A 26,981-nucleotide genomic window follows, 5' to 3' on the forward strand; every position below is an offset into this window, starting at 1 on the left:
TCTGCACGTTCCGGCTGACCTCCTCGGCGGCCCCGGCCACGACACCGGACTGCGCACTGGTCTCCTCCGCCGACGCCGCGATCTGCGCCGAGGACGCCGACAGCTCCTCCGACGAGGCCGCCACCGCATCGGCCGAGGCCGCCACCGCGGCCATGACCCGCCGCAGATCGCCCAGTGCGCTGTCGATCGCCGCCGCCGTCCGGCCGACCTCGTCGTCCCGGACGACGCCGGTGGACCGGGTCAGGTCGCCGTCCGAGAGCGCTGCGGCGACCGACGCCACCGCCTCCAGCGGACGCACGATCCGCCGCGCCACGGCCAGCGCCAGGCCCAGCGCCAGCAGCGCCCCCAGCACGATGACGGCGAGCATGGTCCACTGCGCCTGCGTCTGCTCCTCGTCGGCGGACACGACCGCCTCCTCGACCCGGCTCTGGAGGGACTCGCGCAGGTCCGCGGTCAGCTGGAGGACCTCGAAGTAGACGGCGTACCCGTCACCCACCACCAGGGCGTCCCCCGCCTCGACACCGGCCGCGGTGCCCTGCGCGTACCGGGTGACGACCTGGTCGTCGACGGCGAAGAACGCCTCCCAGTTCTGCTCGATCTGCTGGAACGTCTCGCGCTCTGACGCGGAGAGGACGTCGGTCGGCACGGCCTCCAGCTGGGCCCGCAGCCGGTCGGCGCTGTCGAGGTAGCCGGCGCGGTTGGCGTTGCCGTCGAGGACGGCGGCGGGACCACCGACACGGCGCGCGTCCCAGGCGTAGGCGGTCTGCCACCCGGTGACGTCGGCGTTCGAGGTCTGGATCTCCTGCACGCTGGTGAGCGCGCCCTGGAGCCGGGTGACGTCGTCCAGGGCCTCCCCCGCGCCCCCCAGGCCGGACAGGGCGAAGCCGCCCACCGCGGCGGCCGCCGTCATGCCGGCGGCTCCCACCGCCAGGATCGAGCCGCGGACGCCGATGCGTCGCACGCGACCGCCGCCAACCTCGTGGGTCATGTCTGGACTTCCTCACTCCTCTGTCCCGGACGGGACGCGACCGCCATTCCGCGGAGAAAGGTAGGGCGGCCGGACGGGCCCTCCACCACCATTTCGGCGCGTGTCGCGCGGTGCAGGAAAATCGCTCGTCGACCGTTCTCCCGGTGTCGACTCGACGATTCGGGAGTGCAGGACGGTGACCCCCGGACCGTCCGGGTCCCCGTTCCGGGGGTCACCGGCGTCGCGGTCGACGACTCGAGGCAGGGGACGCCGCGAGCAGCACCCCTGGTGTGTGCCCGCAGTGACCAGGAATGGTCGCTGACCATTCCTGGTGGCGTCGACCCGACGATCCGGAGGAACGGGTCGTCGACGTCCCGGCGTCCCCGGGAACGACGACGGGGCGGTGACCGGGACGTCCGGCCACCGCCCCGCGGGACGGCCTGAGGTGCGTGCTCAGTACGTGAAGCGGCTCACCGAGGCGCGCAGGTCCGCGGCCATGCGGGAGAGCTCCTCGACGGCGCTGCGGGTCTGGGTCAGCGCCTGGGTCGTCGACTCCGCGGCGGTCGAGACGCTGACGATGTTCTCCGCGATCTGCCCGGACCCACCGGCGGCCTCGGTCACCGAGCGCGACATCTCGCTGGTGGTCGCGGTCTGCTCCTCCACCGCCGAGGCGATGGTGGTCTGCCGGTCGGAGATCTGCGCCACGATCGTGCTGATCTCCTCGATCGCGGTCACCGCCGCGGTCGTGTCGTGCTGGATGGCCTGCACCCGGCGGGCGATGTCCTCGGTCGCCTTGGCCGTCTCCTGCGCCAGCTCCTTGACCTCGTTCGCGACCACCGCGAAGCCCTTGCCGGCCTCTCCGGCCCGCGCGGCCTCGATGGTGGCGTTGAGCGCCAGCAGGTTGGTCTGCTCGGCGATGCTGGTGATCACCTTCACCACGTTGCCGATCTCGGCCGAGGACTCCCCCAGCTTCGCCACCGTCGCCGTCGTCGACGCCGCGGCACTCACCGCCCGGGAGGCGACCTGGCTCGCCTCCGCCGCGTTGGTGGCGATCTCCCGGATCGAGGCGCCCATCTGCTCGGCACCCGCCGCGACGGTCTGCACGCTGCGCGTGACCTCCTCGGCCGCGCCGGCCACGACACCGGACTGCGCACTGGTCTCCTCCGCCGACGCCGCGATCTGCGCCGACGACGCCGACAGCTCCTCCGACGAGGCCGCCACCGCGTCGGCCGAGGACGCCACGGACGTCATCACCTCGCGCAGGTTGGCCTGCGCGGCGTCCAGGGCGGCGGCCATCCGGCCGAGCTCGTCGCGGGAGTGGACGTCGGTGCTGCGGCGCAGGTCGCCGTCGGCCATCGCCTCGGCCACCTCCTGCACCGCGCGCACGGTGCGGGTGATGCGGCGGACGACGACGACGGTCAGCACGGACGCCACGACGACGGCGGTCGAGGCCGCGAGGAGCAGCATGGTGACGGAGGAGTCCGCCTCCTCGGCGGCTGAGGCGTTGCGGGCGGCCGCCTGCTCCGACTGGGCCACGCCCTCCTCCTCGAGCCCGTCGGCGATCTGGGTGAGCAGCGGGCTGGAGACGTCGCGGTACAGCTGCGCGTACGTGGCGAGGTCGCCGCGGTCGGCGGCGGGGAAGAGCTGGGTGGCGTTGGTGGTGAGGAACTGCTCCCGGCCCTCGAGGTAGGCCTCCATCGCGGCCTGGTCGATCACGTACGGCTCGTACGCGGCGAGCGCCGCGTCGACGTCGGCCTGCTTCTCGTCCATCTCGCCCAGCAGCTCCTGCCGGCGGGCGGGGTCGGAGACGGCGTACTCGAGCACGCGGGCGCGGTGTGCGGCGGTGGCGCGCTGCACGGCCGAGAGCGCGTTCAGCGGCTCGAGGTTCTCGGTGTAGATCGTCTCCTGGTGCGTGCGCATCTCGGAGATGCGCAGGACCGCCAGGAGGTTGGTGGCCAGGACGACGACGGCCAGCAGCGCGACGACGGCGCCGATGCGCACACCCAGGGGGCGGTCGGCGAACCACCCGGGGGCGCGGCCAGGGGGAGCAGGGGTGGTGGCGGAGTACACGGGGGAGCCCCTCCAGGGACGGCGACTCGGTCGGACGTGCGATCCGCCATAGTGTGGAGCCATTCCGGAGGCTGTCCGCGCCCATTCCGCAGTGGTTGCAGAATCGTTCCCGCGGGTGCGGTCACCGTTGCATCCCCGGCGTCGTGTCGACAGGAGCGGAAACGGCGGGGAACCATTTCCCGGAATGCGCGGTGGGCCCGTCCTGGGCCGACGGCGTGATTGTCGACAGTGCCGGGCCGGTGAGCGACACCGGCCGCGCCGGTGACCCGGAGCCGGCCCGCGCCACAGGCGTCACCCGCGCCACGGGTGTCACCCGCGCCACCGGCGTCAGGCGAGCAGGGCGGCGAGGTCCTCGAGCAGGGGGACGACGGCGGCGGTGTCCGGGATGCGGAAGCGGGCGGCGGTCTCGCCCTCGCCGACCTTCACGGTGACGTCGTCCGCGGGAAGGGCCCGGAAGGCGTCCTCGTCGGTGAGGTCGTCCCCGAGGTAGACCGCCGCCGCGGCCCCGAGCTCGTCCCGCAGCCGGAGCAGCGCGCGCCCCTTGTCGGCATCGGTGACGGCGAGCTCGAGCACCTCCTTGCCGGGCTTCTTCGTCAGTGACGGATCGGCCGCCCGATCCGCGGCCGCGAGCAGCTCGGTGGCCGCGATCCGGTCGGTCACCTGCCGTACGTGCACCGCGACGCTGGCCGGCTTGACCTCCAACAGCGCGCCCGGCACCGCGGCCACCAGGGGGGCCAGCCGCGCGGCGAGCGCGTCCCGCCGGGCGGCGAGCTCGCCGGTGAGCGGGCCGTCGAACTCCGCGCCGTGGCTGCCCACCCACCGGTAGGGCCCCGACAGCCCGCTGACGGTCCGCAGGTCGGCCACACCACGGCCGCTGACGAGCGCGACCACGACGCGGGGGCGCTCGGCGAGCCGGGCCAGCGCCCCGGCGACACCGGGGGAGGGGACCGCCGCCGACGGGTCCCCCACCAGGGGCGCGAGGACGCCGTCGTAGTCGCTGGCCACCAGCAGCGGCCGCCGTCCGGCGAGATCCCGGAGAGCGGAGGTCAGCTCGGCGGGCGGCCCGGCCATCACTGCTGCGCGCGCAGCGCGTCGAAGAAGGACGTCGCCCAGTGCTCGAGGTCGTTCTTCGCCAGGTGCCGGCGCATCGCCCGCATCCGCCTGGCCAGCTCTGCCGGCTCGGCACGCAGCGCCCGCACCAGCTGGTTCTTGACGCCGGCGATGTCGTGCGGGTTGACGAGGAAGGCCTGCTTCAGCTCGGCGGCGGCACCGGCGAACTCCGACAGCACCAGGGCGCCGCCGAGGTCGCTGCGCGCCGCGACGTACTCCTTGGCGACCAGGTTCATCCCGTCGCGGTACGGCGTCACGAGCATGACGTCGGCGGCCCGGTAGAGGGCGGCCAGCTCCTCGCGGGGCACCGACTGGTTGATGTAGTGCACGGCCGGGCCGCCGAGGGTGCCGAAGACGCCGTTGATGTGCCCGACCTGCTGCTCGATCGTCTCCCGCATGTGCACGTAGTGCTCGACCCGCTCCCGGCTGGGCGTGGCCACCTGCACCATCACGGTCTGCGGGGTCTCGAGGACGCCGTCCTCCAGCAGCTCCTGGAAGGCGTTGAGCCGGACGGCGATGCCCTTGGTGTAGTCCAGCCGGTCGACGCCGAGGATGATCCGCTCGGGGTTGCCGAGCTCGGCGCGGATCTCCGCCGCCCGCTTGACCACGTCAGGGGAGCTGGCCAGCTCGTCGAACGCGGCGACGTCGATGGAGATGGGGAAGGCCCGGGCGGTGACCGTCCGGCCGTCGTACTCGATGGTCGTGCCGCGGGCCGGCAGCTCGTGCAGCCGGCGGGCCAGCTGGACGAAGTTCGACGCCGCGCTGGGCCGCTGGAAGCCGACGAGGTCGGCGCCGAGCAGACCCTCCACGATCGCCGAGCGCCAGGGCAGCTGGGTGAACAGCTCGTAGGGCGGGAAGGGGATGTGCAGGAAGAACCCGATGGTCAGGTCGGGCCGATGCTGCCGGAGCATCGCCGGCTACCAGCTGCAGCTGGTAGTCGTGCACCCAGACGATCGCGCCCTCGGCGGCCACCTCGGCGGCACGCTCGGCGAAGCGCTTGTTGACCTGGACGTAGGTGTCCCACCACGTCCGGTGGTACTCGGGCTTCTCGACGACGTCGTGGTAGAGCGGCCACAGCGAGGCGTTGGACATGCCCTCGTAGTAGCGGTCCACCTCCTCCTCGGAGAGCGGCACCGGGATCAGCTGCATGCCGCCGGACTCGAACGGCTCCGGCGCGTCCCCGGCCGAGCCGGACCAGCCGACCCAGGCGCCGCCGCGGCCGGCCACGAACGGCTCCAGGGCCGTCACCAGGCCGCCGGGGCTGCGTTGCCAGCGTGTCGTGCCGTCCGGGTCGGTCACCTGGTCGACGGGCAGCCGGTTGGCCACCACGACGACCGGGCTGTCCGCCCGCGTGTCTCCTCCTGATGTTCCACCCATGCCGTGTCCGACCCTACTGATGCCGCCCGCCGAGGGCACCGTGAACCCTCATCCGCGGGCCGAGAGGTACCCGGCGGCGGCCACCCCGAGGCCCAGCACCAGCGTCGCCACCAGGTAGCCGAGCGCACGCCCGAGCGCACGCTCCTCCACCAGCCGGACGACGTCGGCCCCGAACGTCGAGAAGGTCGTGAGGGTCCCGCAGAACCCCGTGCCGACCAGCGCCAGCACCGCGGGGGAGACGCCGCCCAGGCCGAGCAGCACCCCCAGGACGGCGCTGCCGGCGACGTTGACCGCCAGGGTGCCGACGGCGGGGTCCTGCCCGGCGCGGACGGCCAGGCGCGTGACCAGCAGCCGCAGGGGCGCCCCCACCAGCGCTCCGGCGGCCACGAGCAGCGGGGTCACGGCACGGGGCGGGCCACGACCGCCCGCGCCCCCCACGTCCCGGCCGCCACCGCCAGCACACCGCCGACGACCGAGGCGACGACGTACCCGGCGGCCCCGGCCAGCGCCGCGGCGTCCGCGAGCCCGACGACCTCGACCGCGAAGGCGGAGTACGTGGTGTGACCACCCAGCACGCCGACGGCCAGGAACGGCCGGACCCATGCCGGCTCGGGGGAGCGGGCCGCGAGGACGGTCAGCAGGACGCCCATCAGCAGACAGCCGCTCAGGTTCACCAGCAGCGTCGCCCACGGCCACCCGGCGGGGGAGTGCGGCAGCGTCGTCCCCACCCCCCAGCGGGCCAGGGCACCCAGCACACCGCCCACCGCTGCCAGCACGTACGCCACCCGCGCATCCTCCCAGCCTGCCGGGGCCCGCCGGGCGGCACGCACGGCGGGCCCCGGGCCGGTCAACCCGAGGAGCGCACCCCGTTCCGGCGCCGCTGCCGCCACGCCGGCTCCAGCGCCGCCGTCTCCTCCGCGGTGGCGACCCGGAACGGGGGAGTGGCCGGGGCCTCCGCCGCCTGCCGGCTCCCGCCCCGCGTCGCCCGGAGGCTGGCGGCGACGGAGACGCCGATGATCGTGGTGATGACGACGAGGCTGACGACGGTCGGCACGTAGAGGACGTCGACCTTGAGCAGCATCTTCACGCCCACCCACATGAGCACCAGGGCCAGCCCGGCCTTGAGGTACACGAAGCGGTGGACCAGGTCGGCGAGCAGGAAGTACATCGCACGCAGGCCGAGCAACGCGAAGGCGTTGGCGGTGAAGACCAGGAACGGCTCGTCGGTGACCGCGAAGATCGCCGGGATCGAGTCGACGGCGAAGACGACATCGGTCACCTCCACGAGGGCCAGCACCGCCAGCAGGGGAGTGGCCAGCAGGACGCCGTCCCTCCGGACGAGGAACCGCTGGCCGTGGTAGGCGTCGGTCATCGGCACGTACCTGCGGAACAGCCGCAGGGTCCGGGACCGCCCGGGGTCGATGTGCTCGTCCCGCTGCCGCAGCATCCGGTAGCCGGTCCACAGCAGGAAGGCCGCGAAGAGGTAGAGCACCCAGCTGAAGCTGCCGATGAGCAGCGCGCCGCCGGCGATGAACAGCCCGCGCAGGACCAGGGCGCCCAGCACGCCCAGGAACAGCACCCGGTGCTGGAACTCGCGGGGGACCCCGAAGAACGTGAAGACGACCGCCCAGACGAACACGTTGTCCACGGCGAGGGACTTCTCGATGAGGTAGCCGGCGAAGTACTGCTGGCCCAGGTCGGCGCCGTGCGCCCACCACACCCAGACGCCGAACCCCACACCGATGAGCACCCAGACCGCCGACCACAGGGCGGCCTCCCGCACCCCGATGACGTGCGCGCGACGATGGGCGAAGAGGTCGACGGCGAGCATGCCGACGATGAGGCCGAGCACGGCCAGCCACAGGGACACCGAGACGTCCACGCGGACACCTTCCGGTCGGTTCCGACCGGAGGTCTCTCCCGACCCCGGGGGGTCCGCTCCGCCGAACCCCCTCCCGCGGGGGCCGTACTGACGACGGGAGCGCTCGTGGGGGTACTCCCCTCCCGCGAACCAGTGAAGCACACTTCACCTGTCGTTGCACCGCGGAGAGGGAGGGACTCCTGCCCGAGGACCGCCGTCCGGCCTGGACGTTCCTGACCAGCCACGGCCACGTGCTGCTCGCCGTCGCCGCCGACCCCGACCTCCGCGTGGCGGACATCGCCGCCCGCGTGGGCATCAGCACGCGTTCGGCACTGTCGATCCTGCGCGACCTGGAGGGGGAGGGGTACCTGGTCCGCACCCGCCGTGGCCGGCGCACCCACTACGAGGTGCAGCCGCACCGGCCCTTCCGGCACCCGAGCACGGCGCACCGCGAGGTCGACGAGCTGCTCGCGGTCTTCGCTCCCCGCTGACCCCTCACCCGGGCGTCACGCCCCGGGGTCGGCTCCACCGGTCCCTCGGCGCCGGCGGGTCTCGGGGAACAGCAGGTCCACGAAGCGCGCCGCGGTGGGCTGCGGCTCGTGGTTGGCCAGCCCGGGCCGCTCGTTGGCCTCGATGAACACGTGCTCGGGGCCGTCGAGGTCGGGCACCAGGAAGTCCAGCCCGGTGACCGGGATGCCGATCGCCCGGCTGGCCCGCACCGCCGCCGCCGCGATCTCCGGGTGCAGCCGGTCGGTGACGTCCTCGATGGTGCCGCCGGTGTGCAGGTTCGCCGTCCGCCGGACCCGGATGCGCTCCCCGGACGGCGGCACGTCCGCCATGCCGTAGCCGGCCTCGGCCACCACCTCGGCGGTGGTGTCGTCCAGCGGGATCCTCGACTCCCCGCCGGTGGCGCGCTCCCGGCGGCGACTGGTGGCCCGCACCAGCTCGGTCACCGCGTTGCGGCCGTCACCGACCACCTCGGCCGGACGGCGCACCGCGGCGGCCACCACCTCGTGGTCGATGACCACCACCCGGAGGTCGTCGCCGGCCACGAGTTCCTCGACCAGCACGTCGGGGCAGAAGTGCAGGGCCGCGTCGACCGCCTTCCCGAGCGCCTCCGCGGACGTCACACCCACGGTGATCCCGCGGCCCTGCTCGCCGCGGGCCGGCTTGACCACGACCTCGCCACACTCGGCGAGCAGCGCCAGCCCGTCGTCGAGCCGGCCCTCGGTCACCAGCGCGCCCTTCGGCACGCGCACGCCGGCGCGCTCCATGATCCGGCGGGTGACCCGCTTGTCGTCGCAGCGGCTCATCGCCACCGCGCTGGTGAACTCCGACAGCGACTCGCGGGTCAGCACGCTGCGGCCGCCGAGGGACAGCCGGATCTCACCCCACTCGGCGTCGGTGACCTCCACGCGGATGCCCCGCTCGAGCGCCTCGTCGGCGATGATCCGGGCGTAGGGGTTGAGGTCCTCCAGGCCCGGCGGGCGGGAGGCGAACAGCGGCGTGTTGATCGGGTTCTTGCGCTTGACGCACACCGCCGGCGTCCGCTGGAACCCGAGCTTGCGGTACAGCGCGATCGCGCCGCTGTTGTCGTACAGCACCGACAGGTCCAGATAGGCCCGCCCGCGGCCGACGTAGCGCTCGGCGAGCACCCGGACCAGCGCCTCGCCGGTCCCGGGCGGCGCGTCCTGGGCGTGCACCGCCAGGCACCACAGGCTGGCGCCGCCCTCCGGGTCGCCGAAGGCCAGGACGTGGTCGACGCCGGTCACCGTGCCGACGATGCGGCCGGTCCGCCGGTCCTCGGCGACCAGGTAGGTGAACGTGCGGGTGCGGTGGTTGGCCCACATCGTCCCGGCGTCGCCGGTGACCATGCCGTTGCGGGCATAGATGTCGTTGATCTGCTCCATGTCGGCCAGCGAGGTCACCGTGCGCACGAAGACGCCGCGGATGAGCTCGTGCCGCGGCCGGTAGCGGTGCAGGTCGAGCCGGTAGGTGTAGCTCGGGTCGATGAACAGCTCGTCGGGGGCCATGCCGACGAGCACGTGCGGGTCGCGCGGGTAGATGCAGATGTCGCGGCGGCCGCTGCCCTCGTGGCGCAGCGCGTCCACGATCCCGCTCAGGTCGTCGAAGGTCTGGCCGAAGACCAGCCGTCCCCAGCCGAGGTCGAGCACGACGTCGGTCGCCATGCCCTGGCGCTGGTGCTCCGAGGGCAGTTCCCACGAGCGGTTGGTGAACGACGGGGTCTCCGTCACCGGTGTACGGCGACGGTGCCCGGCGAGTCGGGGCACCGTCACACCCCGTGCGTCTGCAGCCACAGCTCGAGGAGGCCGAGCTGCCAGAGCTTGTTGCCGCGCAGCGGCGTCAGCTCACCGTTGGGGTCGGCGAGCAGCTCGCGCACGTACTCGGGGCGGAACAGCCCGCGGTCACGGGCGGCCTCGCCGGAGAGCGCGTCGCGCACCAGGCCGAGCACCTTGCCCTCGAGGTGGGTGATCGCCGGCACCGGGAAGTAGCCCTTGGGCCGGTCGATGACCTCCGGCGGGATGATCCGCCGGCCGATCGCCTTGAGCACCCCCTTGCCGCCGTCGGCCAGCTTGAGCTCCGGCGGGCACATCGCGGCCAGCTCGACCAGGTCGTGGTCGAGGAAGGGCACCCGGGCCTCCAGGCCCCACGCCATGGACATGTTGTCCACGCGCTTGACCGGGTCGTCGACGAGCATGACCTCGCTGTCCAGGCGCAGCGCGGCGTCCACCGCCGTCTCGGCGCCGGCCATGGACATGTGCCGGCGGACGAACGCCAGGCTCGGGTCCTCGGTCAGGGCGTACCGGTCGGAGACGACCGACCGCATCTGCGCGTGGTCGCGGTCGAAGAACGCCGCGGCGTAGCGCTCCACGGCCTCGTCCCGGCCGACGCCGGCCAGCGGCGGGTACCAGTGGTAGCCGGCGAAGACCTCGTCGGCGCCCTGGCCGGACTGCACCACCCGGATGCTCTGGCTCACCCGCTCCGAGAGCAGGTCGAAGGCGACGACGTCGTGGCTGACCATGGGCTCGGCCATCGCGCCGATGGCGTGCCCCAGCGCCGCCGCGAGCTCGTCGGAGGCGACCCGGATGCGGTGGTGGTCGGTCGCGAACCGCTCGGCGATGACGTCGGAGTACTGGAACTCGTCGCCCTCGCGCCCCCCGACGGCCTCGAAGCCGATCGAGTAGGTGGCCAGGCCGGTCTGCCCCTCCTGGGCCAGCAGGCCGACGATGAGGCTGGAGTCCAGGCCACCGGACAGCAGCACGCCCACCGGGATGTCGGCGACCAGCCGCCGGCGGACGGCGACCCGCAACGCCTCCTCGATCGCGTCCTCCCAGTCGCGGGCGGACCAGGAGGCGTGCTCGGGGCGCCGCTCGTAGGTGGCGTTCCAGTACCGCTCCTCGCGGGAGGTGCCGTCGGCCTCGATGACCCGCAGGGTGGCCGGCGGCAGCTTCCGGACGCCGTTGAGGATGGTCCGCGGCGCCGGGACGACGGCGTGCCAGGTGAGGTAGTGGTGCAGCGCGACCGGGTCGATCGAGGTGTCGACGTCCCCCGCCCTCAGCAGCGCCGGGAGGGTCGAGGCGAACCGCAGCCGGCCCGGCGTCTCGGCCAGGTAGAGCGGCTTGATGCCGAGCCGGTCGCGGGCCATGACGATCCGGCCGGTGTCGCGCTCGTGGATGACGAAGGCGAACATGCCGTGCAGGTGCGAGACGACGTCGGTACCCCAGTGGTGGTAGCCCTTGAGGATCACCTCGGTGTCGCTGTGCGAGAAGAAGCGGTAGCCGTGGCCCTCGAGCTCGGCCCGCAGCTCCTGGTAGTCGTAGATGCAGCCGTTGAAGACGGCGGTCAGCCCGAGGTCGTTGTCGATCATCGGCTGGGAACCGCAGGTGGACAGGTCGATCACCGACAGCCGCCGGTGCCCGAAGGCCACCCGCCCGTTGCTCCACGTCCCCTGACCGTCCGGGCCGCGGGGGACCAGCGACTCCACCATCCGCGCCACGGCGGTGGTGTCGGCCAGGGTGCCGTCGAACCTGATCTCGCCGCAGAGGCCGCACATGGAAGTGATCCAACCCCCCTCTCCAGGGACCCGCCAGGCGGCCGCGAGAACGTCACACGCACGCAACGCGGTGCGCGTTCCACGTGGAACGGAGGGACGGCGGCGGCCGACTCCGCCGCCGCGCGGGCCCGACGTCAGCCCCAGGGGACGCCGATCCGCCGGCCGTCCAGCTCGTGCACCTCCACGTCGACGTCGAACACCTTGCGCAGCAGCTCCGGCGTCATCAGCTCGTCGGTCGGGCCGTGTGCGATCAGGTGCCCGTCGCGCATGGCGACGATCCGGTCGGAGTAGCAGGAGGCGACGTTCACGTCGTGGACGACGAGGACGACGGTGCGGCCGAGCTCGTCGGCGAGCCGGCGCAGCATCCGCATCATCTGCACGGCATGCCGCATGTCCAGGTTGTTCAGCGGCTCGTCGAGCAGCACGTAGTCGGTCCCCTGGCACATCACCATGGCCACGTAGGCGCGCTGCCGCTGGCCGCCGGAGAGCTGGTCGAGGTGCCGGTCGGCCAGGGCCCCGAGCTCGAAGTACCCGATGGCCTCGTCGACGTGCCTGCGGTCCTCCGCGGTGAGCCGGCCGCCGGAGTGCGGGAACCGGCCGAAGGCGACGAGCTCGCGGACGGTGAGCCGTACCGACATCGCGTTCTCCTGGCGGAGCACGGCCAGGCGGCGGGCGAGCACCGCCGACGGCGTCGTCGCCACGTCCATGCCGTCGACGACGACCCGGCCGGAGTCGGCCGGCAGCAGCCGGGCGACGATCGACAGCAGCGTGGACTTGCCGGCCCCGTTGGCGCCGATCAGCGAGGTGATGCCGCCGGACGGGATCGTCAGTGAGACGTCGTCCACGACCCGGGCCGCGCCGTAGGACTTGCAGACGGACTCGATCTCGATCACAGCCGGGACTCCCTGATCAGCAGGGCGATGAAGACGATCCCGCCCACGAAGTTGATGACCACCGACAGGGTGGTGGTCAGGCCGAACACCCGCTCGAGCACCAGCTGGCCCCCGACCAGGGCGAGCACGCCCAGCAGCGTCGCGCCGGGCAGCACCCACGCGTGCCGGAAGGTCGCGAGCAGCTGGCGGGCCAGGTTGGCCACGAGCAGGCCGAGGAAGGTGATCGGGCCGACCAGCGCGGTCGCGACCGCCACCAGCACGGCGACGGCCAGCAGGGCCCGGTTGACCACCTGCCGGTGCTCCACGCCGAGTCCGATCGCGGTGTCCCGGCCCAGCGCGACGACGTCCAGCCGGGGGAGCAACCGCCACACGGCGACCGTCACCAGGGCGACGAGGACGGCGGAGAGTGCGAGCAGCTGCCGGTCGACCGTGGTGAACGACGCGAAGAGCATGTCCTGCAGGGTGAGGAACTCGTTCGGGTCGATCAGCCGGGAGACCAGCAGGGTGAGGCTGGTGAACGACGTGCCGAGCACGATGCCGACCAGGACCAGCACGTACAGGTCGCGCTCGGTGCGGCTGAACAGCAGGCGGTAGAGCCCGGCGCCGAACAGCACCAGCGCCACGACCTCGAGGGCGAACCGCAGCCGGGGGTCGGTGGCGGTGACGGTCGAGGCGCCGAGGAGGAAGACGCCGACGGTCTGGATCAGCACGAACAGGGCGTCGAAGCCCATGATGCTCGGCGTCAGGATGCGGTTGTTGGTGACGGTCTGGAACAGCACCGTCGAGACCGCCACGGCGACGGCGACCACGACCATGGCGGCCAGCCGGCGGCCGCGCTGCGCCAGCGCGTAGTCCCAGGAGCCGGTGACGTCGACGGTGAGGAAGGCGACGACGACCACCACCGTCAGTACGCCGAGGACGGCGAGGGTGCGGCCGGGACGGCGGACGGCCCGCCGCGGCGTCGTCGTGACGAGCGTGCTCACGCCACGCCCCTCGTCCGGGCCCGCAGCAGCAGGCCGATGAACAGCACCCCGCCGACGACGCCACCCACGGTGCCCACCGGGATCTCGTAGGGGTGGCGGATCGTCCGCCCCACCACGTCGCAGACGAGGACGAACGCCGCGCCCGCGAGCGCGGTCACCGGCAGCACCCGGCGCAGGTTGTCGCCCATCGCCAGCGTGACCAGGTTGGGCACGACCAGGCCCAGGAACGGGATGGAGCCGACGGTGACCACCACGATGGCGGTGACCACCGACACGAGGACGAGCCCAACCGTGACCACCCGGGTGTAGGCGATGCCGAGGTTGATCGCGAAGGTCTCGCCCATGCCGGCGATGGAGAACCGGTCGGCGTAGAGGTAGGCCACCACCGTCGCGCCCAGCACGAGGTAGAGCAGCTCGTAGCGCCCGGACAGCACGCCGGAGAAGTCGCCGTTGGTCCAGGCGTCGAGGCTCTGCAGGAGGTCGAAGCGGTAGGCCAGGAACGTGGTGGCCGCGCTCACCACGCCGCCGAGCATGATCCCGACCAGCGGGACGACGATCATGTCGGAGAACACGATCCGCTGGAGCAGGTACAGGAAGAGGAAGGTCCCGACCACCGCGAAGACGATCGCGATGGCCATCTTCCCGGAGACCGAGGTACTGCCGAACAGCAGCGTGGCGACCACGAGGCCGAGGCCGGCCCACTCCGTCGTGCCGGCGGTGTGCGGGGAGACGAAGCGGTTGCGGGTGAGGTGCATCATCACCAGCCCGGCGACGGCCATCGCCGAGCCGGCCAGCAGGATCGCGGCCAGCCGCGGCACCCGGCTGGTCCACAGGACCAGCGCCTCGTGGTCGTCGGGGTCCAGGAGGTCCAGCGGCGTCAGGTCGCTGACGCCGATGAACAGCGAGGCGCCGGCGCCGAGGACGAGGGCGACGAGGCCCACCGCCACGTGCCGGCGCTGGACACCGCGGCGACGCCGCACCCGCTGGTCTGCGGGTGCGGCGTCGCCGGTGGTGCCGGGTGTGGGCGAGGTCATGCCGGGCGGGTCACTCGACCGCCGCGGCGATCTCCTCGACCATCTGCTCGACCGACGGCAGACCGTTCGGGGCGATGTACCAGACGCTCGAGTCGAGGTAGTGCACGTCGTCGTCGGTCCAGGCCGTCGTGCCGTGGACGAGCTCGTTGTCGAGCACCTGTTGCGCGGTGGTGCCGCTCTCGCCGATCGCGGCGTCCCGGTCGAGGACCAGCAGGATGTCCGGGTCGGTCTCGGCGAGGTACTCGAAGGAGATGGCGTCGCCGTGGTCGGCGGCGGTCAGGTCGTCGTCGGCCGGGGTGAGGCCGAGCTCGTTGAAGACCAGACCGAAGCGGGTGTCGGGCCCGTAGGCGCTGAGCTCGCCGGCGTTGGTCATCACCAACAGCGCCTCGCCGGCACCCTGGGCGGTCTCGGAGACCTCGGCGACACGAGCCTCGAGGGCCTCCAGCCGCTGCGCGACGGCGTCCTCCTCCCCGAAGACCTCGGCGAGGGTCGTCACGCGCTCCTCGAAGGAGGTCAGGAAGTCGGAGTTGTCGACGGTCAGGTCGATCGTCGGCGCGATCTCGGCCAGTTCGGGGTAGACCGCGGCGGAGCGCCCGGCCACGACGATCAGGTCGGGCTCGAGGGCGTTGACCGCCTCGTAGTCGGGCTCGAACAGGGAGCCGACCTTGGCGTACTCGTCCCCGCCGTACCGGGACAGCGACTCGGGGAAGACCGCGTCGGGCACACCGGCGATCTCGACGTCCAGGCTGTCGAGGGTGGAGATGACGCCGACGTCGAAGACCACGACCGTCTCCGGGTCGACCGGCACGGTGGTCTCGCCCTGGGCGTGGGTGACCGTGACCTCGGTGGGGGTGGAGTCGGTGGACCCGGACGCCGCCTGGGCGTCGGTGCCTCCCCCGCCGCAGGCACTGAGGGCGAGGGCGGCGGCCGCGGTCAGGGAGAGGGCGGCCAGCGGCCGGGCAGTCGTGCGCATCGTGCTCCTGTCGGACCAGCATGAGGTGAGGCTTGGCTAAGTGAGGCTGACCTAACCTGTCACACCACCCGCACCGCCTGTCAACCGGGTCCCCGTGCGCCGGTTGGCCCGCCGGGTCACCGGGCAGGGGAGGGGCCATGGAGATGCGCACACTCGGCGGGCTCCCCGTCTCGGCCCAGGGGCTCGGCTGCATGGGGATGAGCGAGTTCTACGGAACCGGCGACCAGGTGGAGGCGGAGCGGACGATCGCCCGGGCGCTGGACCTGGGCGTCACCTTCCTGGACACCGCGGACATGTACGGGCCGTTCACCAACGAGCGGCTGGTCGGCCGTGCGATCGCCGGGCGCCGCGACGAGGTCGTCCTGGCCACCAAGTTCGGCAACGAGCGTGGCGAGGACGGGTCCTTCCGCGGCATCAACGGCCGGCCCGACTACGTCCGGCGGGCGTGCGACGCCTCGCTGCAGCGGCTGGGCGTCGACGTCATCGACCTCTACTACCAGCACCGGGTGGACACCACCGTGCCGGTCGAGGACACCTGGGGCGCACTGCGGGAACTGGTCGACGCGGGCAAGGTCCGGCACGTCGGCATCTCCGAGGCCGCGCCGGAGACCATCCGCCGGGCGCACGCGGTGCAACCGGTGACCGCGGTGCAGACGGAGTACTCACTGTGGACCCGCGACCCCGAGGACGACGGCGTGCTGGCCACCTGCGCCGAGCTCGGGATCGGCTTCGTGGCGTACTCGCCGCTGGGCCGCGGCTTCCTGTCGGGGCAGATCCGCAGCCTCGACGACCTCGCGCCCGACGACTTCCGCCGGCGCAACCCGCGGTTCCAGGCCGAGGTTCTGGCACGGAACCTGGAGCTGGTCGACCGGGTGCGCGGCATCGCCGACGAGAAGGGCGTCACTGCCGGCCAGCTCGCGCTGGCCTGGGTGATGGCCCGGAGCGACCGCGACGGCCGGCCGGTGATCGTGCCGATCCCCGGGACCAAGCGGGTGCGCTACCTCGAGGAGAACGCCGCGGCCGCCGACGTCCGGCTGACCGACGACGACCTGCGCCGGCTCGACGAGGCCGCTCCCGCCGGCGCCGCCGCGGGGGACCGCTACCCGGACATGTCGACCGTGCACCGCTGAGCCGAGCGCGGCCGGTCGAGGACGGCGGCGACGTGCGCGCGCGCCGGGCCGTGCAGCCGGGCGCACAGCTCCTCCCAGGTCCGCCGGAGCTCCGCGCCGGGCCACCCCGGAGGCCGCAGGGCGTCGGGCAGCATCGGGTCGCCGGCGCAGGCACGTCGGACCGCGGCCAGCGCCCGGAGGTGGGTGACCAGCGCCTGGGGGCCGTCGGGGACGGGCGCGGCCAGCACGGCGCGCAGGCGGGCGGTCTCCTGGCGGTAGGCCGCCGCGACCGCCTGCAGGTCCCAGCAGCGGGCGGCCAGGTCGGTGTCGGAGCCGCCGGCCTCCCCGGTGACCTGGGCGGTGAGCAGGTCCAGCCGGCTGATCGGCTCCCCGGCCAGCTCCTTGCGGACGTCGTCGAGGGCCACCCGGTGCGGTGAGAGCCAGGTCGCCGGGGCGAGCGGGCCGAACCCGTGCCGGGTGAGGGTGCGGCGCACCCGTTCCCGGGCCGACCGGTCGGTCTCGGGCACGGTGTAGATCACCATGCGCCAGCGGCCGTCCCAGGGCGCGAGCCGCTCGTCCAGCCGGCGCCACCGCGTCCGGACGGCGTCGCGCAGGACCTGGGTGGGGCTGTACAGCGTCTCCCGGCCGCGCCGGGAGGCAGCCAGCCAGCCGGAGCGGCGCAGCGCGGCCGTCGTCATGCGCGACGTCGGCTCCGCGACGTCGAAGTGGTCGAGCAGCGTCACCAGGGACCGGAGCCGGACCGGCTCGTCGGTGACGGCGTCGACGTGCTCGGAGAAGAGGTCGACCACCAGGTCGCGGACGGTCATGACGATCCTCCCGGCGCACCCCCCGCTGAGCGCGCCCGCGCGGTCTGCGACCCGGGGCAGGGCGGTACCCGGGTCGTCTCCCCCACGCGGGAGGATGACATCCGTGCTCAGCGCCGTCCCCGCGAGGTCCCCCCGGTGATCCCGGCGCTCGTGGTGGCGGTGACGGTGGTCGCCGCCGCGGTGGCCCTGGCCGGCGTGGTCTCGACCGTGGCGCGGCGGCGGATCGGCCTGCTGCACCTGTGGGGGACGGCGCTGCTGGAGGCGCTGCTGCTGGTGCAGACGGTGGTCGCCGTCGTCCTGCTGGTGCGGGGGCAGCACCCGGCGGACACGCCCACGTTCCTCGGTTACCTGGGCGGCGTCGTGCTGCTGCCGGTCGCCGGCGGGCTGTGGGCCCGCTCGGAGCCGACGCGCTGGGCGGGCACGGTGCTGGCCGTCGCGGCGGGCGCGGTGGCGGTCATGATCTGGCGGCTGGTGCAACTGTGGGAGGCGACCGGTGGCTGAACCGGGACGGACCGACGACGCGACCGCGGGTGGGCCGGGGCGGGTGCTCGTGGCCGTCTACGGGGTGTTCGCCCTGGCCGCGGGCGCCCGGGCCGCCGTCCAGCTGGCCACCCGGTTCCACGAGGCACCGGTCGCCTACCTGCTGTCGGCGCTGGCCGCGGTCGTCTACGTGGTGGCCACGGTCGCCTTCGCCCGGGGCGGTCGGCGCACCGCCCTCGTGGCCTGCTCGGTGGAGCTGGCCGGCGTGCTGGTGGTGGGCACGCTGTCGGTGCTGGACCCGGCGGCCTTCCCCGACGAGACGGTGTGGTCGGCCTACGGGCGCGGCTACCTGTTCATCCCGCTGGTGCTGCCGGTCCTCGGCCTGCTGTGGCTGCGCCGTGGCGCCCCTGCCCGCGTCCTCCCGCGGTAGGGCGGCGGCTCAGAACTCGCCGCCGAAGTCCCCGCCCCCGAAGTCGCCGCCGCCGTCCCACCCGCCGGCGTCGGCGCCGCCGGCGAAGTCGCCCCCCGGGTCGCCGCCGTGGTCCCCGCCGTCGGCGTAGCCCGCGGCGTAGGTCTCCTCGTCGCCGCCGCCGAACAGGCCTCCGTCCCCGAGACCGGTGTCGAACAGCGCGTCGGCGACCGCCGTCCCGACCACCAGGCCGCCCACGGTGCCCAGGAGGCTGGCGCCCATCATGCTGCCGAAGCTCGGGCCGTACCCGCCGCCGTAGCCCGGACCGCCGTAGCCCGGACCGCCGTAGCCCGGACCGCCGTAGCCCGGACCGCCGTAGCCGGGGCCGCCGTGGCCCCCGAAGGCCCGCTCCAGCGTGCCCGGACGGCGCACCTCGGCCCGCGTGGCGGCCCTGGCCAGGCTGCGCGGGTCGTCGCCGCGCGCCTGCTCACCGGCGGCCGCGAGCTGGTCGAGCACCTGCCGGCGCTGCTCCGGGGTGAGCTTGGCGAACGCCTCCGCGTGGGCCTCCTCGATCTGGTCCGGTGGGGCGGTCCGCAGCAGGTAGCGGTAGCGCTCGATCGCCCTCTCGTCCTCCGAGCGCCCGGTCGGGGGCGGCGGGGTCGAGTCGTAGCCGTCGTAGCCGCGCGAGTAGCCCTGCGCGTAGCCCTCGTCGTCCCGCCGGCGGCGGCCGAAGAGCCGGTCGAGCAGTCCCATGGCGGTCGTCTCCTCTCGGACGGTGCAGGACGTGGGTGCCCGCCCGCGTCGTCCCCACACCTGCCCGCGGCGACGGGTCAGCCGCGCGGGCCCTCGAGCAGGCCGTAGGCGCCGCGGTGGAACAGCAGGGGACGTCGCCGTGCGTCGGCACCGAGGTCGAGCACGCGGGCCGCGACGAGGGTGTGGTCACCGCCGTCGTACTCGGCCCACAGCTCGCAGTCGATCCAGGCGACGACGTCGTCGAGCACGGGCTGGCCGAGCCGGCTGGGCCGCCAGTGGACGCCGGCGAACTTGTCACTGCCGGAGCGGGCGAACGCCGCCGACAGCCCGCCCTGGTCCTCCGCCAGGACGTTGACGCAGAAGCGGCCGAGCTCGCGCAGCCGCGGCCAGGTGCGCGACGTCCGCGCCGGGGCGAAGACGACCAGCGGCGGGTCCAGCGACAGCGAGCTGAACGACTGGCAGGTGAAACCGATCGGCTCCTCGTCGTCGAGCGCGGTGACCACGGTGACCCCGGAGGCGAAGTGCCCCAGCACCTCGCGCATGAGGGTCGGGTCGACGACCTCGACGACGCCGTCCAGCGGGGACCCCGGCTCGCTCATGGCCTCCAGCCAACCACGCGCCGGGCTCAGCCGACGGGTGCCGGACGGGGCACCGACCGGCCGCCGGCCCGGTACAGCGAACTGGGCAGCTCGTGGCCGACGGCCTGCTCGGTGACCCGGGCCGCGGCGAGGACGGCGTCGAGGTCCAGGCCGGTGCGCACGCCGGACTCCTCGAGCATGTAGACCAGTTCCTCGGTGGCGATGTTGCCACTGGCGCCCGGGGCGAACGGGCAGCCGCCGAGGCCGCCGACCGACGAGTCCAGCTGGGTCACCCCGGCCTGGACGGCGGCCAGCGCGTTGGCCTGCCCGGTGCCGCGGGTGTCGTGGAAGTGCACACCGACCGGCACCCCCGGGCAGGCCCGGCGGACGGCGTCGAGCAGCTGGACCACGCGCAGCGGGGTGGTCGTCCCGATGGTGTCGCCGAGGCACAGCGCGTCGGCGCCCGCGGTGACCGCGGCCCGGGCGACGTCGACGGTCCGGGGGATGGGCGTGCGGCCGTCGAAGGGGCAGTCCCACGCGGTGGCGATGACGACCTCCAGCGAGCCGCCGGCGCCGTGGGCCAGGCCGGCGATCTCGCCGACCGCACCGACGGCCTCGGCGGTGGAGCGCCCGGCGTTGGCCCGGCTGTGCCCGTCGGAGGCGGAGACGACGTACTCCAGGTCGGCCACACCGGCGTCCACCGCGCGGGTGGCGCCCCGGGGGTTGGCCACCAGGGCAGACCAGTGCACGTTCCCCCACCGGGACAGCTCCGCGGCCACCCGGTCGGCGTCGGCCAGCGCGGGGACCGCCCGCGGCGAGACGAAGGACGTCGCCTCGATCCGGCGGACGCCGGTCGCCACCAGGGCCTCCAGCATCTCCAGCTTGGCCTCGAGGGGCACCGGCGCCTCGAGCTGGAGGCCGTCGCGCATGCCGACCTCCCGGATGTCCACAGCGGCCGGCAGCACCAGGTCGAACTCGTTCACGGCAACCCCCTCACACGCCCGGCCCCCCATCCTGCACCGTCCCGAGGTTCCACGTGGAACGCCCGTGGGCACACCCCCGCGTCGAGAACCTGCAGCAACAGGCCGGTGTACGTGCAGGATGTCCGGCACGGAGGTGGGATGTGACCAAGACGGTGGGCACGTTGCCCCCCGCGGACCGCGGGAGTGCGTTCGCCAACGCGCCCATGGGGATCGTGCTCGCCACCCCCGCCGGCCTCCTGGTCGACGCCAACCCCGCCTTCACCACCATGCTGGGCCGCACGGGCGAGGACCTCTACGGCCGTTCGGTCCTCGGTCTGGTGCACCCCGAGGAGGTCACCGCCGCGCAGGAGGCCTACGCCGAGCTGCTCACCCGACACCGGACGATGCGGCACGAGACCCGGCTCGTGCGGGCCGACGGCACCGCGGTGCCCGTGCAGCTGACCTCGTCGTGGGTCGACGGGACGCCGGATGGTGACCCGCCGCACCTGGTGGTGATCGTGGAGGACATCACCGAGCGCAAGGCCCTGGAGGCCGCGCTCGTGCACCGGTCGATGCACGACCCGCTGACCGGGTTGCCCAACCGCATCCTGTTCGGTGACCGGCTGCGGCACGCCCTGGAGCGCGGCCACCGGGAGCGCACCCCGACCTGCGTGCTGGGCATCGACCTCGACGGGTTCAAGGAGATCAACGACCAGTACGGCCACCCGGTCGGCGACGCGGTGCTCGTCGGCTTCGCCGAACGGCTGACCTCGGTGCTGCGCTCCAGCGACACGGCCGCACGGGTGGGCGGCGACGAGTTCAGCATCGTCTGCGAGAACAGCGAGCGGGCCGACGCCGAGGCGCTGGCCGACCGGCTGCGGAGCACCCTGACCGAGCCGCTGTCGATCGACGGGGTGACCGTGCCGCTGGGCATGAGCATCGGGATCGGAACGGTCGCCGGCGGCACCGATCCGGAGCTGGCCTACGAGCTGCTCATCCGTGAGGCCGACGACGCCATGTACGCCGACAAGACCGCGCGCCGGCGCTGAACGCTCACGGTCCGGTGGGCCGGCCTCCGACGGGGTGCCCGCCGGCGGTCGCCCAGCCGGTCACCCGGCCGAGCCGGGCGTAGACCGCGGTCAGCACCGGCAGCGGGGCGGCGAGGAGCAGGAACACCGTCAGCCCGGCCCGGTCGCCGTCCCCGAGCGTCGCGGACCCGACGAGCAGGGCCAGCAGCAGGACCCCGACCGCGGCCAGTGCCGAGCCGAACAGCAGGGTCGGCGGACGGCGGCGCAGCAGCTGGGCCGCGCCCGCGAGGAGCCCGGCCGCGCAGGGCAGGCCGAGCAGCAGGAGCACCGTCGCGGCGTCGTCCTCACCGCCGGCGACGGCCACGAGGAACCCGAGCGAGACCAGGGCGGTGAGCCCGCCGGTGACGAAGCCGAGCACGATGGCCGCGGTCGCGACGCCGGGCCGCCCGGGGCCGTCCGGCCAGGCAGCCGGTACCGGCGGCCAGCCCCAGCCGTGGCCCGCCGGGGGCGGTGCGTACCCGGGCGGCGGTCCGTACGCCGGCGCCGCGTACCCGGACGGGGGCGCGTACCCGGGCGGCGGTCCGTACGCCGGCGCCGCGTACCCCGGCACGGGCGCGTACCCGGGCGGGGGCGCGTACCCGGGCGGCGGGCCGTAGCCCGCCAGGGGTGTCTGCTGTCCCGGCGGGACGGCGTCCCACTCCTGCGGCTGTGCGTCCCCGTGCATGCCGCTCAGTGTGCCGCCGGCCGCGGCTCCCGCCGTGCAGGCGCGGTGGGTCCGGGGCGGGAGCCGCGCCGCCGCACCGCAGACGGGAGCCTCAGCCGCGCCAGCGGGTGACGACGTCGGTGAACGCGGCGGCGGCCTGCTCCAGCTCGGCCAGCTCCACGTACTCGTCGACGGCGTGCATGACCGCGGGGGTGCCGGGGCCCCAGACGACGATCGGCGCCCCGCCGACCACCTGTCCCAGCACGGAGGCGTCGGTGAAGTAGGTGGCCGGGGAGGGCAGCACCGCCGCCGGCAGCGAGGCGACCCACGGGTCGTCGGCCGGGGTGCCGACCGGCGGCAGGTCGACCCGCACGTCGACGTCGGCGACCTCCGGCTGGCCCCGCCACCAGGCGAGCAGCTCGTCCCCGTCGGCGACGGTGCGCATGTCGACGACCACCTCGGCGCGGTCGGGGACGACGTTGGGCACGGTCCCGCCGGCGACGACGCCGGGGTTCCAGGTCTCGGTGCCGAGGAACGGGTCGGTGCGGAACGGCAGCGCGTCCCCCGCCCGCGCGAGCACGGCGACCAGGTCCAGGACGGCGTTGTGCCCGCGCTCCGGGGTGCTGCCGTGCGCCGCCCGCCCGGCGGTGCGGACGGCCAGCCACAGCGCGCCCTTGTGGCCGAGGACGACCTGGTTGCCGGTCGCCTCCGGCACGACCACCGCCCCCACCGACTGGTCGGCGACCGCTGCGGCCGCGGCGGCCGCGCCCTTCGAGCCGATCTCCTCGTCGCTGGTGAGCAGCAGCGCGACCGGCGTCTGCGGGTCGGCGGCGGCGAGCGCGGCGGCCGCGGCGACCACCCCGGCCTTCATGTCGCTGCCGCCGCGGCCCCACACCCGGCCGCCGTCCAGCTCGGCGCCGAACGGGTCACGGGACCACGCGGCCGGGTCGGGCACCGGCACGGTGTCGACGTGGCAGGCCAGCAGCAGCTGCCGGCGGGCCGGGTCGGTGGGGGTGCGCAGCAGGGTCCAGGGGTGGTCGGGGTCGCGGCCCTCGGTGACCTCCAGGTGCGGCGCCCGCTCGCGCAGCACCTCGGTGAGCGCGCCGAGGGTGTCGCGCTGGGCGGCGGCGTCGCCGGACACCGTCGTCCGGCCCACCAGCTCCCGCACCAGCGCCGTCAGGTCGAGCGGGGCCACGTCAGCCACCGAGGGCGGCGGTGACGACGGCGCGGGCCTCCTGCTGCACCCGCGCCAGGTGGTCGGGGCCCTGGAAGGACTCGGCGTAGACCTTGTAGACGTCCTCGGTGCCGGAGGGACGGGCGGCGAACCAGGCGTTCCGGGTGGTGACCTTGAGCCCGCCGATCGAGGCGTCGTTGCCCGGCGCCCGGGTGAGCTTCGCGGTGATCGGCTCGCCGGCCAGCTCGGTCGCCGTCACGTCCTCCGGGGACAGCCTGCCGAGCTTCGCCTTCTGCTCGCGGGTGGCCGGGGCGTCGACCCGCGCGTACGCCGACTCCCCGTACCGGGCGGTCAGCTCCGCGTGCAGCTGGGACGGCGAGCGGCCGGTCACCGCCTGGATCTCGCTGGCCAGCAGCGCGAGCAGGATGCCGTCCTTGTCCGTCGTCCAGACGCCGCCGTCGCGGCGCAGGAACGAGGCGCCCGCGGACTCCTCGCCGCCGAAGCCGACCGAGCCGTCGAGCAGCCCGGGCACGAACCACTTGAAGCCCACCGGCACCTCCACCAGGTGGCGGCCGAGCCCGGCGGCGACGCGGTCGATGAGCGACGACGACACCAGGGTCTTGCCGACGGCGGTGCGCGGGGACCAGCCGTCGCGGTGGGTGTAGAGGTACTCGATCGCGACGGCGAGGTAGTGGTTGGGGTTCATCAGCCCGCCATGGGGGGTGACGATGCCGTGCCGGTCGGCGTCGGCGTCGTTGCCCGTGGCGATCGCGTAGTCGGCACGCTTGCCGATGAGCGAGGCCATGGCACTCGGCGACGAGCAGTCCATGCGGATCTTGCCGTCCCAGTCCAGCGTCATGAACCGCCAGGTGGGGTCGACCAGCGGGTTGACCACGGTCAGGTCGAGGCGGTGCCGTTCGGCGATGGCGGCCCAGTAGTCGACGCTGGCGCCGCCGAGGGGGTCGGCGCCGATCCGCACACCCGCCTCCCGGACGGCGTCCAGGTCCAGCACGCTCGGCAGGTCGTCGACGTAGTCGCCGAGGAAGTCGTGGGCCCGTGCCGCGGCGCGCGCCCGCGAGAAGGGGATCCGCTTCACGCCCGCCAGGCCGGCGCGCAGGAGGTCGTTCGCGCGGTCGGCGATGGTCTTCGTCGCGTCGGTGTCGGCCGGGCCGCCGGACGGCGGGTTGTACTTGAAGCCGCCGTCGCGGGGCGGGTTGTGCGACGGGGTGACGACGATGCCGTCGGCCAGGCCGCTGCTCTTCCCCCGGTTGGCCCGCAGGATCGCGTGGCTCACCGCCGGGGTGGGGGTGTACCGGTCCGCGGCGTCGACCAGCACGGGGACGTCGTTGGCGACGAGCACCTCGAGCGCGCTGGCCCAGGCCGGCTCGGACAGCGCATGGGTGTCGCGGCCGACGAACAGCGGTCCGTCGTAGCCCTGCGCCGCCCGGTACTCGCAGATGGCCTGGGTGGTCGCGACGATGTGCGCCTCGTTGAACGCAGCGTCGAACGCCGACCCGCGGTGGCCGCTGGTGCCGAACGCCACCTGCTGCGCCGGGTCCGACGGGTCGGGCTCCAGCGTGTAGTAGGCGGTGACCAGCGAGGCGACGTCGACCAGGTCGCTGGGGGCTGCCGGCTGTCCGGCACGCGGGTCGGTCATGCCGCTGATCTTGGCCGTGCTGTCCGCGCGCCGCGAGCCGGCTGCACCCGGTCCGGCGAGTCGGGGCCTCAGACGGAGGAGGCGATGCCCGCGACGAAGGCCAGCCCGAGGATGCCGATGCCCACCCAGCCGAGCACGATGCCGGCGGTCGCCATGCCGGCACCGCCCTCCCTCCGCTCGCGGATCTGGCTCTTCGCGACGTAGCCGAAGACCAGCGCGAGGACGCTGCCGATCCAGTACAGCCAGAGGATGCCCAGGACCATCGAGGCGATCGCGAGGCCGTTGGTGCGCTGGGGCGGCGCGTACGGGTACGCGTACGGCGGCCCGTAGGGCTGGCCGTAGGCGGCCGGGACGCCCCCCGGCGGCGGGAAGGGCGGCGGACCGTACGGGGCCGCCTGCGGGGCGGGCTCCCAGGGGTGACCCGCGTGGGGCCCGCCCTGCGGCGTGGGCCCCGACGGATGGGCGCCGTACGACCCCGGGGCCTGGCCACCGCCGGCCGGCTCCCACCCGCGGTCGCCGTGCTCGGGACCGGGCTCCTGCCAGCGGTCGTGGTGTGCCATCTGCTCGTCCCCCGTCGTCCCGGCGCCGGCACCGGAGCGTGTCGACGGTCCCACCCGCCTGACCACGGGTGCCGGCGGAACCGTACGAGTCGCCCGCCCCGGGACGCAGCTCCGACACCCCTGTCGGGTGAGGGGCGGTGGCCGGGCGGGCGGGCTCAGCCGGCGCGCGGGGCGTACATGATCACGGCGACACCGACCAGGCAGATCAGGGCGCCGATGACGTCGTACCGGTCCGGGCGGAAGCCGTCGGCCACCATGCCCCAGACCAGCGACCCGGCGATGAACACCCCGCCGTACGCGGCGAGGATGCGCCCGAACTGCGCGTCCGGCTGCAGCGTCGCGACGAACCCGTACAGGCCGAGGGCGACCACGCCGGCACCGATCCACAGCCACCCGCGCGACTCCCGCACGCCCTGCCACACCAGCCAGGCCCCGCCGATCTCGGCCAGCGCGGCCAGGCCGAACAGCAGCACCGACCGCGTGACGGTCACGCCGCGCCGTCCCGCTGCTCGACCGCGGCCAGGAAGCGCCTGACCGTCTCCAGGAAGACCTCCGGCTGCTCCGAGTGCACCCAGTGGCCGGCGTTCTTGATCCGCACGAGACGGGTGCTCGGGAACAGGTCGTCCATGCGCTCACGGTCCTGGGGCAGCACGTAGTGGGAGTTCGCTCCGGCGATCCACAGCACCGGCCCCTCGTAGCGGGCGCCGGGCGGCGGCTCGGGGAAGCCGCGCAGCTCCCCCAGGTCGCGCTCGAGGAGCTCCAGGTTCAGCCGCCACCGCCAGCCGCCGCCCTCGCCCAACCCCTCGCGGACCAGGCTCTGCAGGAGGAAGGAGCGCACCATCCGGCTCGGGACGGCCGACCGCAGCGCGGCGTCGGCGTCCTCCCGGCTGGTCAGCGCGCCGAGGTCCAGTTCCCGCATCGCGGCGATGTAGGCACCGAACGGGGAGGCCTCCTCGTCCTCGTCGTCGGTGCGGCCGCCGGACACGGGGTACTCCGTGGGTGCGATGTCGACGACGACGAGGGCGCGCAGCAGCTCCGGGTGGCGCAGGGCGAGCTGCATCGACACCTTGCCGCCCATCGAGTGCCCCACGAGGGTCACCGGCTCCCCGAACGAGGCCAGCTCCGCGGCGACCAACTCGGTCATGTCCACGTAGTCGACCCGGTCGGTCCAGGGCGAGTGCCCGTGGTTGGGCAGGTCGAGCAGGGTGACCCGGTGGTCCCCGGACAGCCCCCTGGCGATCGTCGTCCAGTTCTTCCCTTGGCCGAACAGTCCGTGCACGAACACCACGCGTGGGCCCGCGTCCCCGAGCGTCCGGGCGTGCAGCCGCTCGTCGGAGTTCGTCGTCACCCGGCGATTCCACCAGATCCCGTCGTCCGACCGACCTACCGTCGACGGCC

The 26,981-nt window shown here is 74.1% G+C and carries 28 protein-coding genes and 1 pseudogene; 5 read left to right on the forward strand and 24 right to left on the reverse strand.

The features are described 5' to 3' along the window. The 8 genes and pseudogenes from ACI78V_RS10270 to ACI78V_RS10305 all read right to left on the reverse strand — a co-directional run. Positions 1-988 (reverse strand): HAMP domain-containing protein (locus ACI78V_RS10270; protein ID WP_456850798.1); only part of this gene is annotated, 988 nt, incomplete at its 3' end. A gap of 432 nt (positions 989-1,420) precedes the next feature. Continuing rightward, a complete protein-coding gene (locus tag ACI78V_RS10275; protein ID WP_456850799.1) occupies positions 1,421-3,037 on the reverse strand; it encodes a methyl-accepting chemotaxis protein in 1,617 nt (538 codons plus the stop codon). 327 nt (positions 3,038-3,364) lie between these two features. Continuing rightward, complete coding sequence (gene otsB, locus ACI78V_RS10280; RefSeq protein ID WP_456850800.1) at positions 3,365-4,108, reverse strand: trehalose-phosphatase; 744 nt, start codon at positions 4,106-4,108, stop codon at positions 3,365-3,367. Continuing rightward, the gene (locus ACI78V_RS10285; RefSeq protein ID WP_456850801.1) at positions 4,108-5,058 is read right to left on the reverse strand and encodes an alpha,alpha-trehalose-phosphate synthase (UDP-forming); all 951 of its coding nucleotides are present in this window, start codon (positions 5,056-5,058) and stop codon (positions 4,108-4,110) included. The genes otsB and ACI78V_RS10285 overlap by 1 nt, the downstream gene beginning before the upstream one ends. Positions 5,059-5,122: 64 nt before the next feature. Then, positions 5,123-5,524: pseudogene (locus ACI78V_RS10290) on the reverse strand (trehalose-6-phosphate synthase); the annotation flags it as partial. Positions 5,525-5,572: 48 nt separating this feature from the next. Then, entirely contained in the window at positions 5,573-5,926 is a 354-nt protein-coding gene (locus ACI78V_RS10295; protein WP_456850802.1) for a fluoride efflux transporter FluC, read from the reverse strand. Continuing rightward, positions 5,923-6,309, reverse strand: coding sequence for a fluoride efflux transporter CrcB (gene crcB, locus ACI78V_RS10300; protein WP_456850803.1), 387 nt, complete (start codon positions 6,307-6,309; stop codon positions 5,923-5,925). The genes ACI78V_RS10295 and crcB overlap by 4 nt, the downstream gene beginning before the upstream one ends. Before the next feature lie 62 nt (positions 6,310-6,371). Further along, positions 6,372-7,406 carry a TerC family protein gene (locus ACI78V_RS10305; RefSeq protein WP_456850804.1) on the reverse strand — a complete coding sequence of 345 codons (1,035 nt, stop codon included), beginning with the start codon at positions 7,404-7,406 and terminating at the stop codon, positions 6,372-6,374. A 230-nt stretch (positions 7,407-7,636) separates the two neighbouring features. Between ACI78V_RS10305 and ACI78V_RS10310 the strand changes: the two genes are divergently transcribed. Beyond that, on the forward strand, positions 7,637-7,876 hold the full coding sequence (locus ACI78V_RS10310) for a winged helix-turn-helix transcriptional regulator (RefSeq protein ID WP_456850805.1): 240 nt from the start codon (positions 7,637-7,639) through the stop codon (positions 7,874-7,876). Between the two features lie 15 nt (positions 7,877-7,891). On the opposite strand, the gene ngg is transcribed toward ACI78V_RS10310, so the two are convergent. The 6 genes from ngg to ACI78V_RS10340 all read right to left on the reverse strand — a co-directional run bounded on the left by ngg (position 7,892) and on the right by ACI78V_RS10340 (position 15,343). Continuing rightward, entirely contained in the window at positions 7,892-9,640 is a 1,749-nt protein-coding gene (gene ngg / locus ACI78V_RS10315) for an N-acetylglutaminylglutamine synthetase (protein WP_456850806.1), read from the reverse strand. 38 nt (positions 9,641-9,678) lie between these two features. Beyond that, positions 9,679-11,460: an N-acetylglutaminylglutamine amidotransferase gene (locus ACI78V_RS10320; RefSeq protein WP_456850807.1), complete on the reverse strand. Its 1,782-nt coding sequence runs from the start codon at positions 11,458-11,460 to the stop codon at positions 9,679-9,681. Between the two features lie 134 nt (positions 11,461-11,594). Then, the gene (locus ACI78V_RS10325; protein ID WP_456850808.1) at positions 11,595-12,353 is read right to left on the reverse strand and encodes an iron ABC transporter ATP-binding protein; all 759 of its coding nucleotides are present in this window, start codon (positions 12,351-12,353) and stop codon (positions 11,595-11,597) included. Continuing rightward, on the reverse strand, positions 12,350-13,336 hold the full coding sequence (locus ACI78V_RS10330; RefSeq protein WP_456850809.1) for an iron chelate uptake ABC transporter family permease subunit: 987 nt from the start codon (positions 13,334-13,336) through the stop codon (positions 12,350-12,352). Before ACI78V_RS10330 ends, ACI78V_RS10325 begins: the two co-directional genes overlap by 4 nt. After that, complete coding sequence (locus tag ACI78V_RS10335) at positions 13,333-14,370, reverse strand: ABC transporter permease (protein WP_456850810.1); 1,038 nt, start codon at positions 14,368-14,370, stop codon at positions 13,333-13,335. The genes ACI78V_RS10330 and ACI78V_RS10335 overlap by 4 nt, the downstream gene beginning before the upstream one ends. A 10-nt stretch (positions 14,371-14,380) precedes the next feature. Next, positions 14,381-15,343 (reverse strand): siderophore ABC transporter substrate-binding protein, encoded by a 963-nt coding sequence (locus ACI78V_RS10340; protein ID WP_456850811.1) that lies wholly within the window; start codon positions 15,341-15,343, stop codon positions 14,381-14,383. A gap of 137 nt (positions 15,344-15,480) precedes the next feature. On the opposite strand from ACI78V_RS10340, the gene ACI78V_RS10345 reads away from it, so the two are divergent. Further along, on the forward strand, positions 15,481-16,473 hold the full coding sequence (locus ACI78V_RS10345; RefSeq protein WP_456850812.1) for an aldo/keto reductase: 993 nt from the start codon (positions 15,481-15,483) through the stop codon (positions 16,471-16,473). On the opposite strand, the gene ACI78V_RS10350 is transcribed toward ACI78V_RS10345, so the two are convergent. After that, complete coding sequence (locus ACI78V_RS10350) at positions 16,443-17,279, reverse strand: PaaX family transcriptional regulator (RefSeq protein WP_456850813.1); 837 nt, start codon at positions 17,277-17,279, stop codon at positions 16,443-16,445. The two genes, ACI78V_RS10345 and ACI78V_RS10350, sit on opposite strands and share 31 nt — an antisense overlap. 135 nt (positions 17,280-17,414) lie before the next feature. On the opposite strand from ACI78V_RS10350, the gene ACI78V_RS10355 reads away from it, so the two are divergent. Together ACI78V_RS10355 and ACI78V_RS10360 are read left to right on the forward strand one after the other, a co-directional pair. Next, a complete protein-coding gene (locus tag ACI78V_RS10355; RefSeq protein ID WP_456850814.1) occupies positions 17,415-17,780 on the forward strand; it encodes a hypothetical protein in 366 nt (121 codons plus the stop codon). After that, positions 17,773-18,189 carry a hypothetical protein gene (locus ACI78V_RS10360; protein ID WP_456850815.1) on the forward strand — a complete coding sequence of 139 codons (417 nt, stop codon included), beginning with the start codon at positions 17,773-17,775 and terminating at the stop codon, positions 18,187-18,189. Before ACI78V_RS10355 ends, ACI78V_RS10360 begins: the two co-directional genes overlap by 8 nt. A gap of 9 nt (positions 18,190-18,198) precedes the next feature. On the opposite strand, the gene ACI78V_RS10365 is transcribed toward ACI78V_RS10360, so the two are convergent. The 3 genes from ACI78V_RS10365 to ACI78V_RS10375 all read right to left on the reverse strand — a co-directional run bounded on the left by ACI78V_RS10365 (position 18,199) and on the right by ACI78V_RS10375 (position 20,482). Then, positions 18,199-18,921: a hypothetical protein gene (locus tag ACI78V_RS10365; protein WP_456850816.1), complete on the reverse strand. Its 723-nt coding sequence runs from the start codon at positions 18,919-18,921 to the stop codon at positions 18,199-18,201. Between the two features lie 77 nt (positions 18,922-18,998). Further along, positions 18,999-19,520, reverse strand: a complete 522-nt coding sequence (locus tag ACI78V_RS10370) for a flavin reductase family protein (protein WP_456850817.1) — start codon at positions 19,518-19,520, stop codon at positions 18,999-19,001. Positions 19,521-19,546: 26 nt separating this feature from the next. Further along, positions 19,547-20,482, reverse strand: a complete 936-nt coding sequence (locus tag ACI78V_RS10375) for a hydroxymethylglutaryl-CoA lyase (protein ID WP_456850818.1) — start codon at positions 20,480-20,482, stop codon at positions 19,547-19,549. Positions 20,483-20,622: 140 nt separating this feature from the next. Here ACI78V_RS10375 and ACI78V_RS10380 point away from each other — a divergent pair, with 140 nt between their 5' ends. Next, entirely contained in the window at positions 20,623-21,510 is an 888-nt protein-coding gene (locus ACI78V_RS10380) for a diguanylate cyclase domain-containing protein (RefSeq protein WP_456850819.1), read from the forward strand. A 4-nt stretch (positions 21,511-21,514) separates the two neighbouring features. On the opposite strand, the gene ACI78V_RS10385 is transcribed toward ACI78V_RS10380, so the two are convergent. From ACI78V_RS10385 to ACI78V_RS10410, 6 genes are all read right to left on the reverse strand, one after another. Beyond that, positions 21,515-22,213, reverse strand: coding sequence for a hypothetical protein (locus ACI78V_RS10385; RefSeq protein ID WP_456850820.1), 699 nt, complete (start codon positions 22,211-22,213; stop codon positions 21,515-21,517). 91 nt (positions 22,214-22,304) lie between these two features. Further along, positions 22,305-23,387 (reverse strand): M20 family metallopeptidase, encoded by a 1,083-nt coding sequence (locus tag ACI78V_RS10390; RefSeq protein ID WP_456850821.1) that lies wholly within the window; start codon positions 23,385-23,387, stop codon positions 22,305-22,307. Position 23,388: 1 nt separating this feature from the next. Next, positions 23,389-25,023, reverse strand: a complete 1,635-nt coding sequence (gene pgm, locus ACI78V_RS10395; RefSeq protein ID WP_456850822.1) for a phosphoglucomutase (alpha-D-glucose-1,6-bisphosphate-dependent) — start codon at positions 25,021-25,023, stop codon at positions 23,389-23,391. A gap of 68 nt (positions 25,024-25,091) precedes the next feature. Next, complete coding sequence (locus ACI78V_RS10400; RefSeq protein ID WP_456850823.1) at positions 25,092-25,583, reverse strand: DUF4190 domain-containing protein; 492 nt, start codon at positions 25,581-25,583, stop codon at positions 25,092-25,094. Between the two features lie 155 nt (positions 25,584-25,738). After that, positions 25,739-26,074 carry a YnfA family protein gene (locus ACI78V_RS10405; protein WP_456850824.1) on the reverse strand — a complete coding sequence of 112 codons (336 nt, stop codon included), beginning with the start codon at positions 26,072-26,074 and terminating at the stop codon, positions 25,739-25,741. Further along, positions 26,071-26,931, reverse strand: a complete 861-nt coding sequence (locus tag ACI78V_RS10410; RefSeq protein ID WP_456850825.1) for an alpha/beta fold hydrolase — start codon at positions 26,929-26,931, stop codon at positions 26,071-26,073. Before ACI78V_RS10410 ends, ACI78V_RS10405 begins: the two co-directional genes overlap by 4 nt. Positions 26,932-26,981 lie beyond the last annotated feature (50 nt).

It is taken from the genome of Geodermatophilus sp. SYSU D00742 (assembly GCF_054049935.1).

What these genes read in the sequence shown, in the direction of transcription:
- ACI78V_RS10385 (WP_456850820.1), bottom strand. Translation starts at nt 22,213, where the DNA reads ATGCACGGGGACGCACAGCCGCAGGAGTGGGACGCCGTCCCGCCGGGA.
- pgm (WP_456850822.1), bottom strand. Translation starts at nt 25,023, where the DNA reads ATGACCGACCCGCGTGCCGGACAGCCGGCAGCCCCCAGCGACCTGGTC.
- ACI78V_RS10340 (WP_456850811.1), bottom strand. Translation starts at nt 15,343, where the DNA reads ATGCGCACGACTGCCCGGCCGCTGGCCGCCCTCTCCCTGACCGCGGCC.
- ACI78V_RS10365 (WP_456850816.1), bottom strand. Translation starts at nt 18,921, where the DNA reads ATGGGACTGCTCGACCGGCTCTTCGGCCGCCGCCGGCGGGACGACGAG.
- ACI78V_RS10350 (WP_456850813.1), bottom strand. Translation starts at nt 17,279, where the DNA reads ATGACCGTCCGCGACCTGGTGGTCGACCTCTTCTCCGAGCACGTCGAC.
- ACI78V_RS10320 (WP_456850807.1), bottom strand. Translation starts at nt 11,460, where the DNA reads ATGTGCGGCCTCTGCGGCGAGATCAGGTTCGACGGCACCCTGGCCGAC.
- ACI78V_RS10400 (WP_456850823.1), bottom strand. Translation starts at nt 25,583, where the DNA reads ATGGCACACCACGACCGCTGGCAGGAGCCCGGTCCCGAGCACGGCGAC.
- ACI78V_RS10370 (WP_456850817.1), bottom strand. Translation starts at nt 19,520, where the DNA reads ATGAGCGAGCCGGGGTCCCCGCTGGACGGCGTCGTCGAGGTCGTCGAC.
- ACI78V_RS10335 (WP_456850810.1), bottom strand. Translation starts at nt 14,370, where the DNA reads ATGACCTCGCCCACACCCGGCACCACCGGCGACGCCGCACCCGCAGAC.
- ACI78V_RS10345 (WP_456850812.1), top strand. Translation starts at nt 15,481, where the DNA reads ATGGAGATGCGCACACTCGGCGGGCTCCCCGTCTCGGCCCAGGGGCTC.
- otsB (WP_456850800.1), bottom strand. Translation starts at nt 4,108, where the DNA reads ATGGCCGGGCCGCCCGCCGAGCTGACCTCCGCTCTCCGGGATCTCGCC.
- ACI78V_RS10285 (WP_456850801.1), bottom strand. Translation starts at nt 5,058, where the DNA reads ATGCTCCGGCAGCATCGGCCCGACCTGACCATCGGGTTCTTCCTGCAC.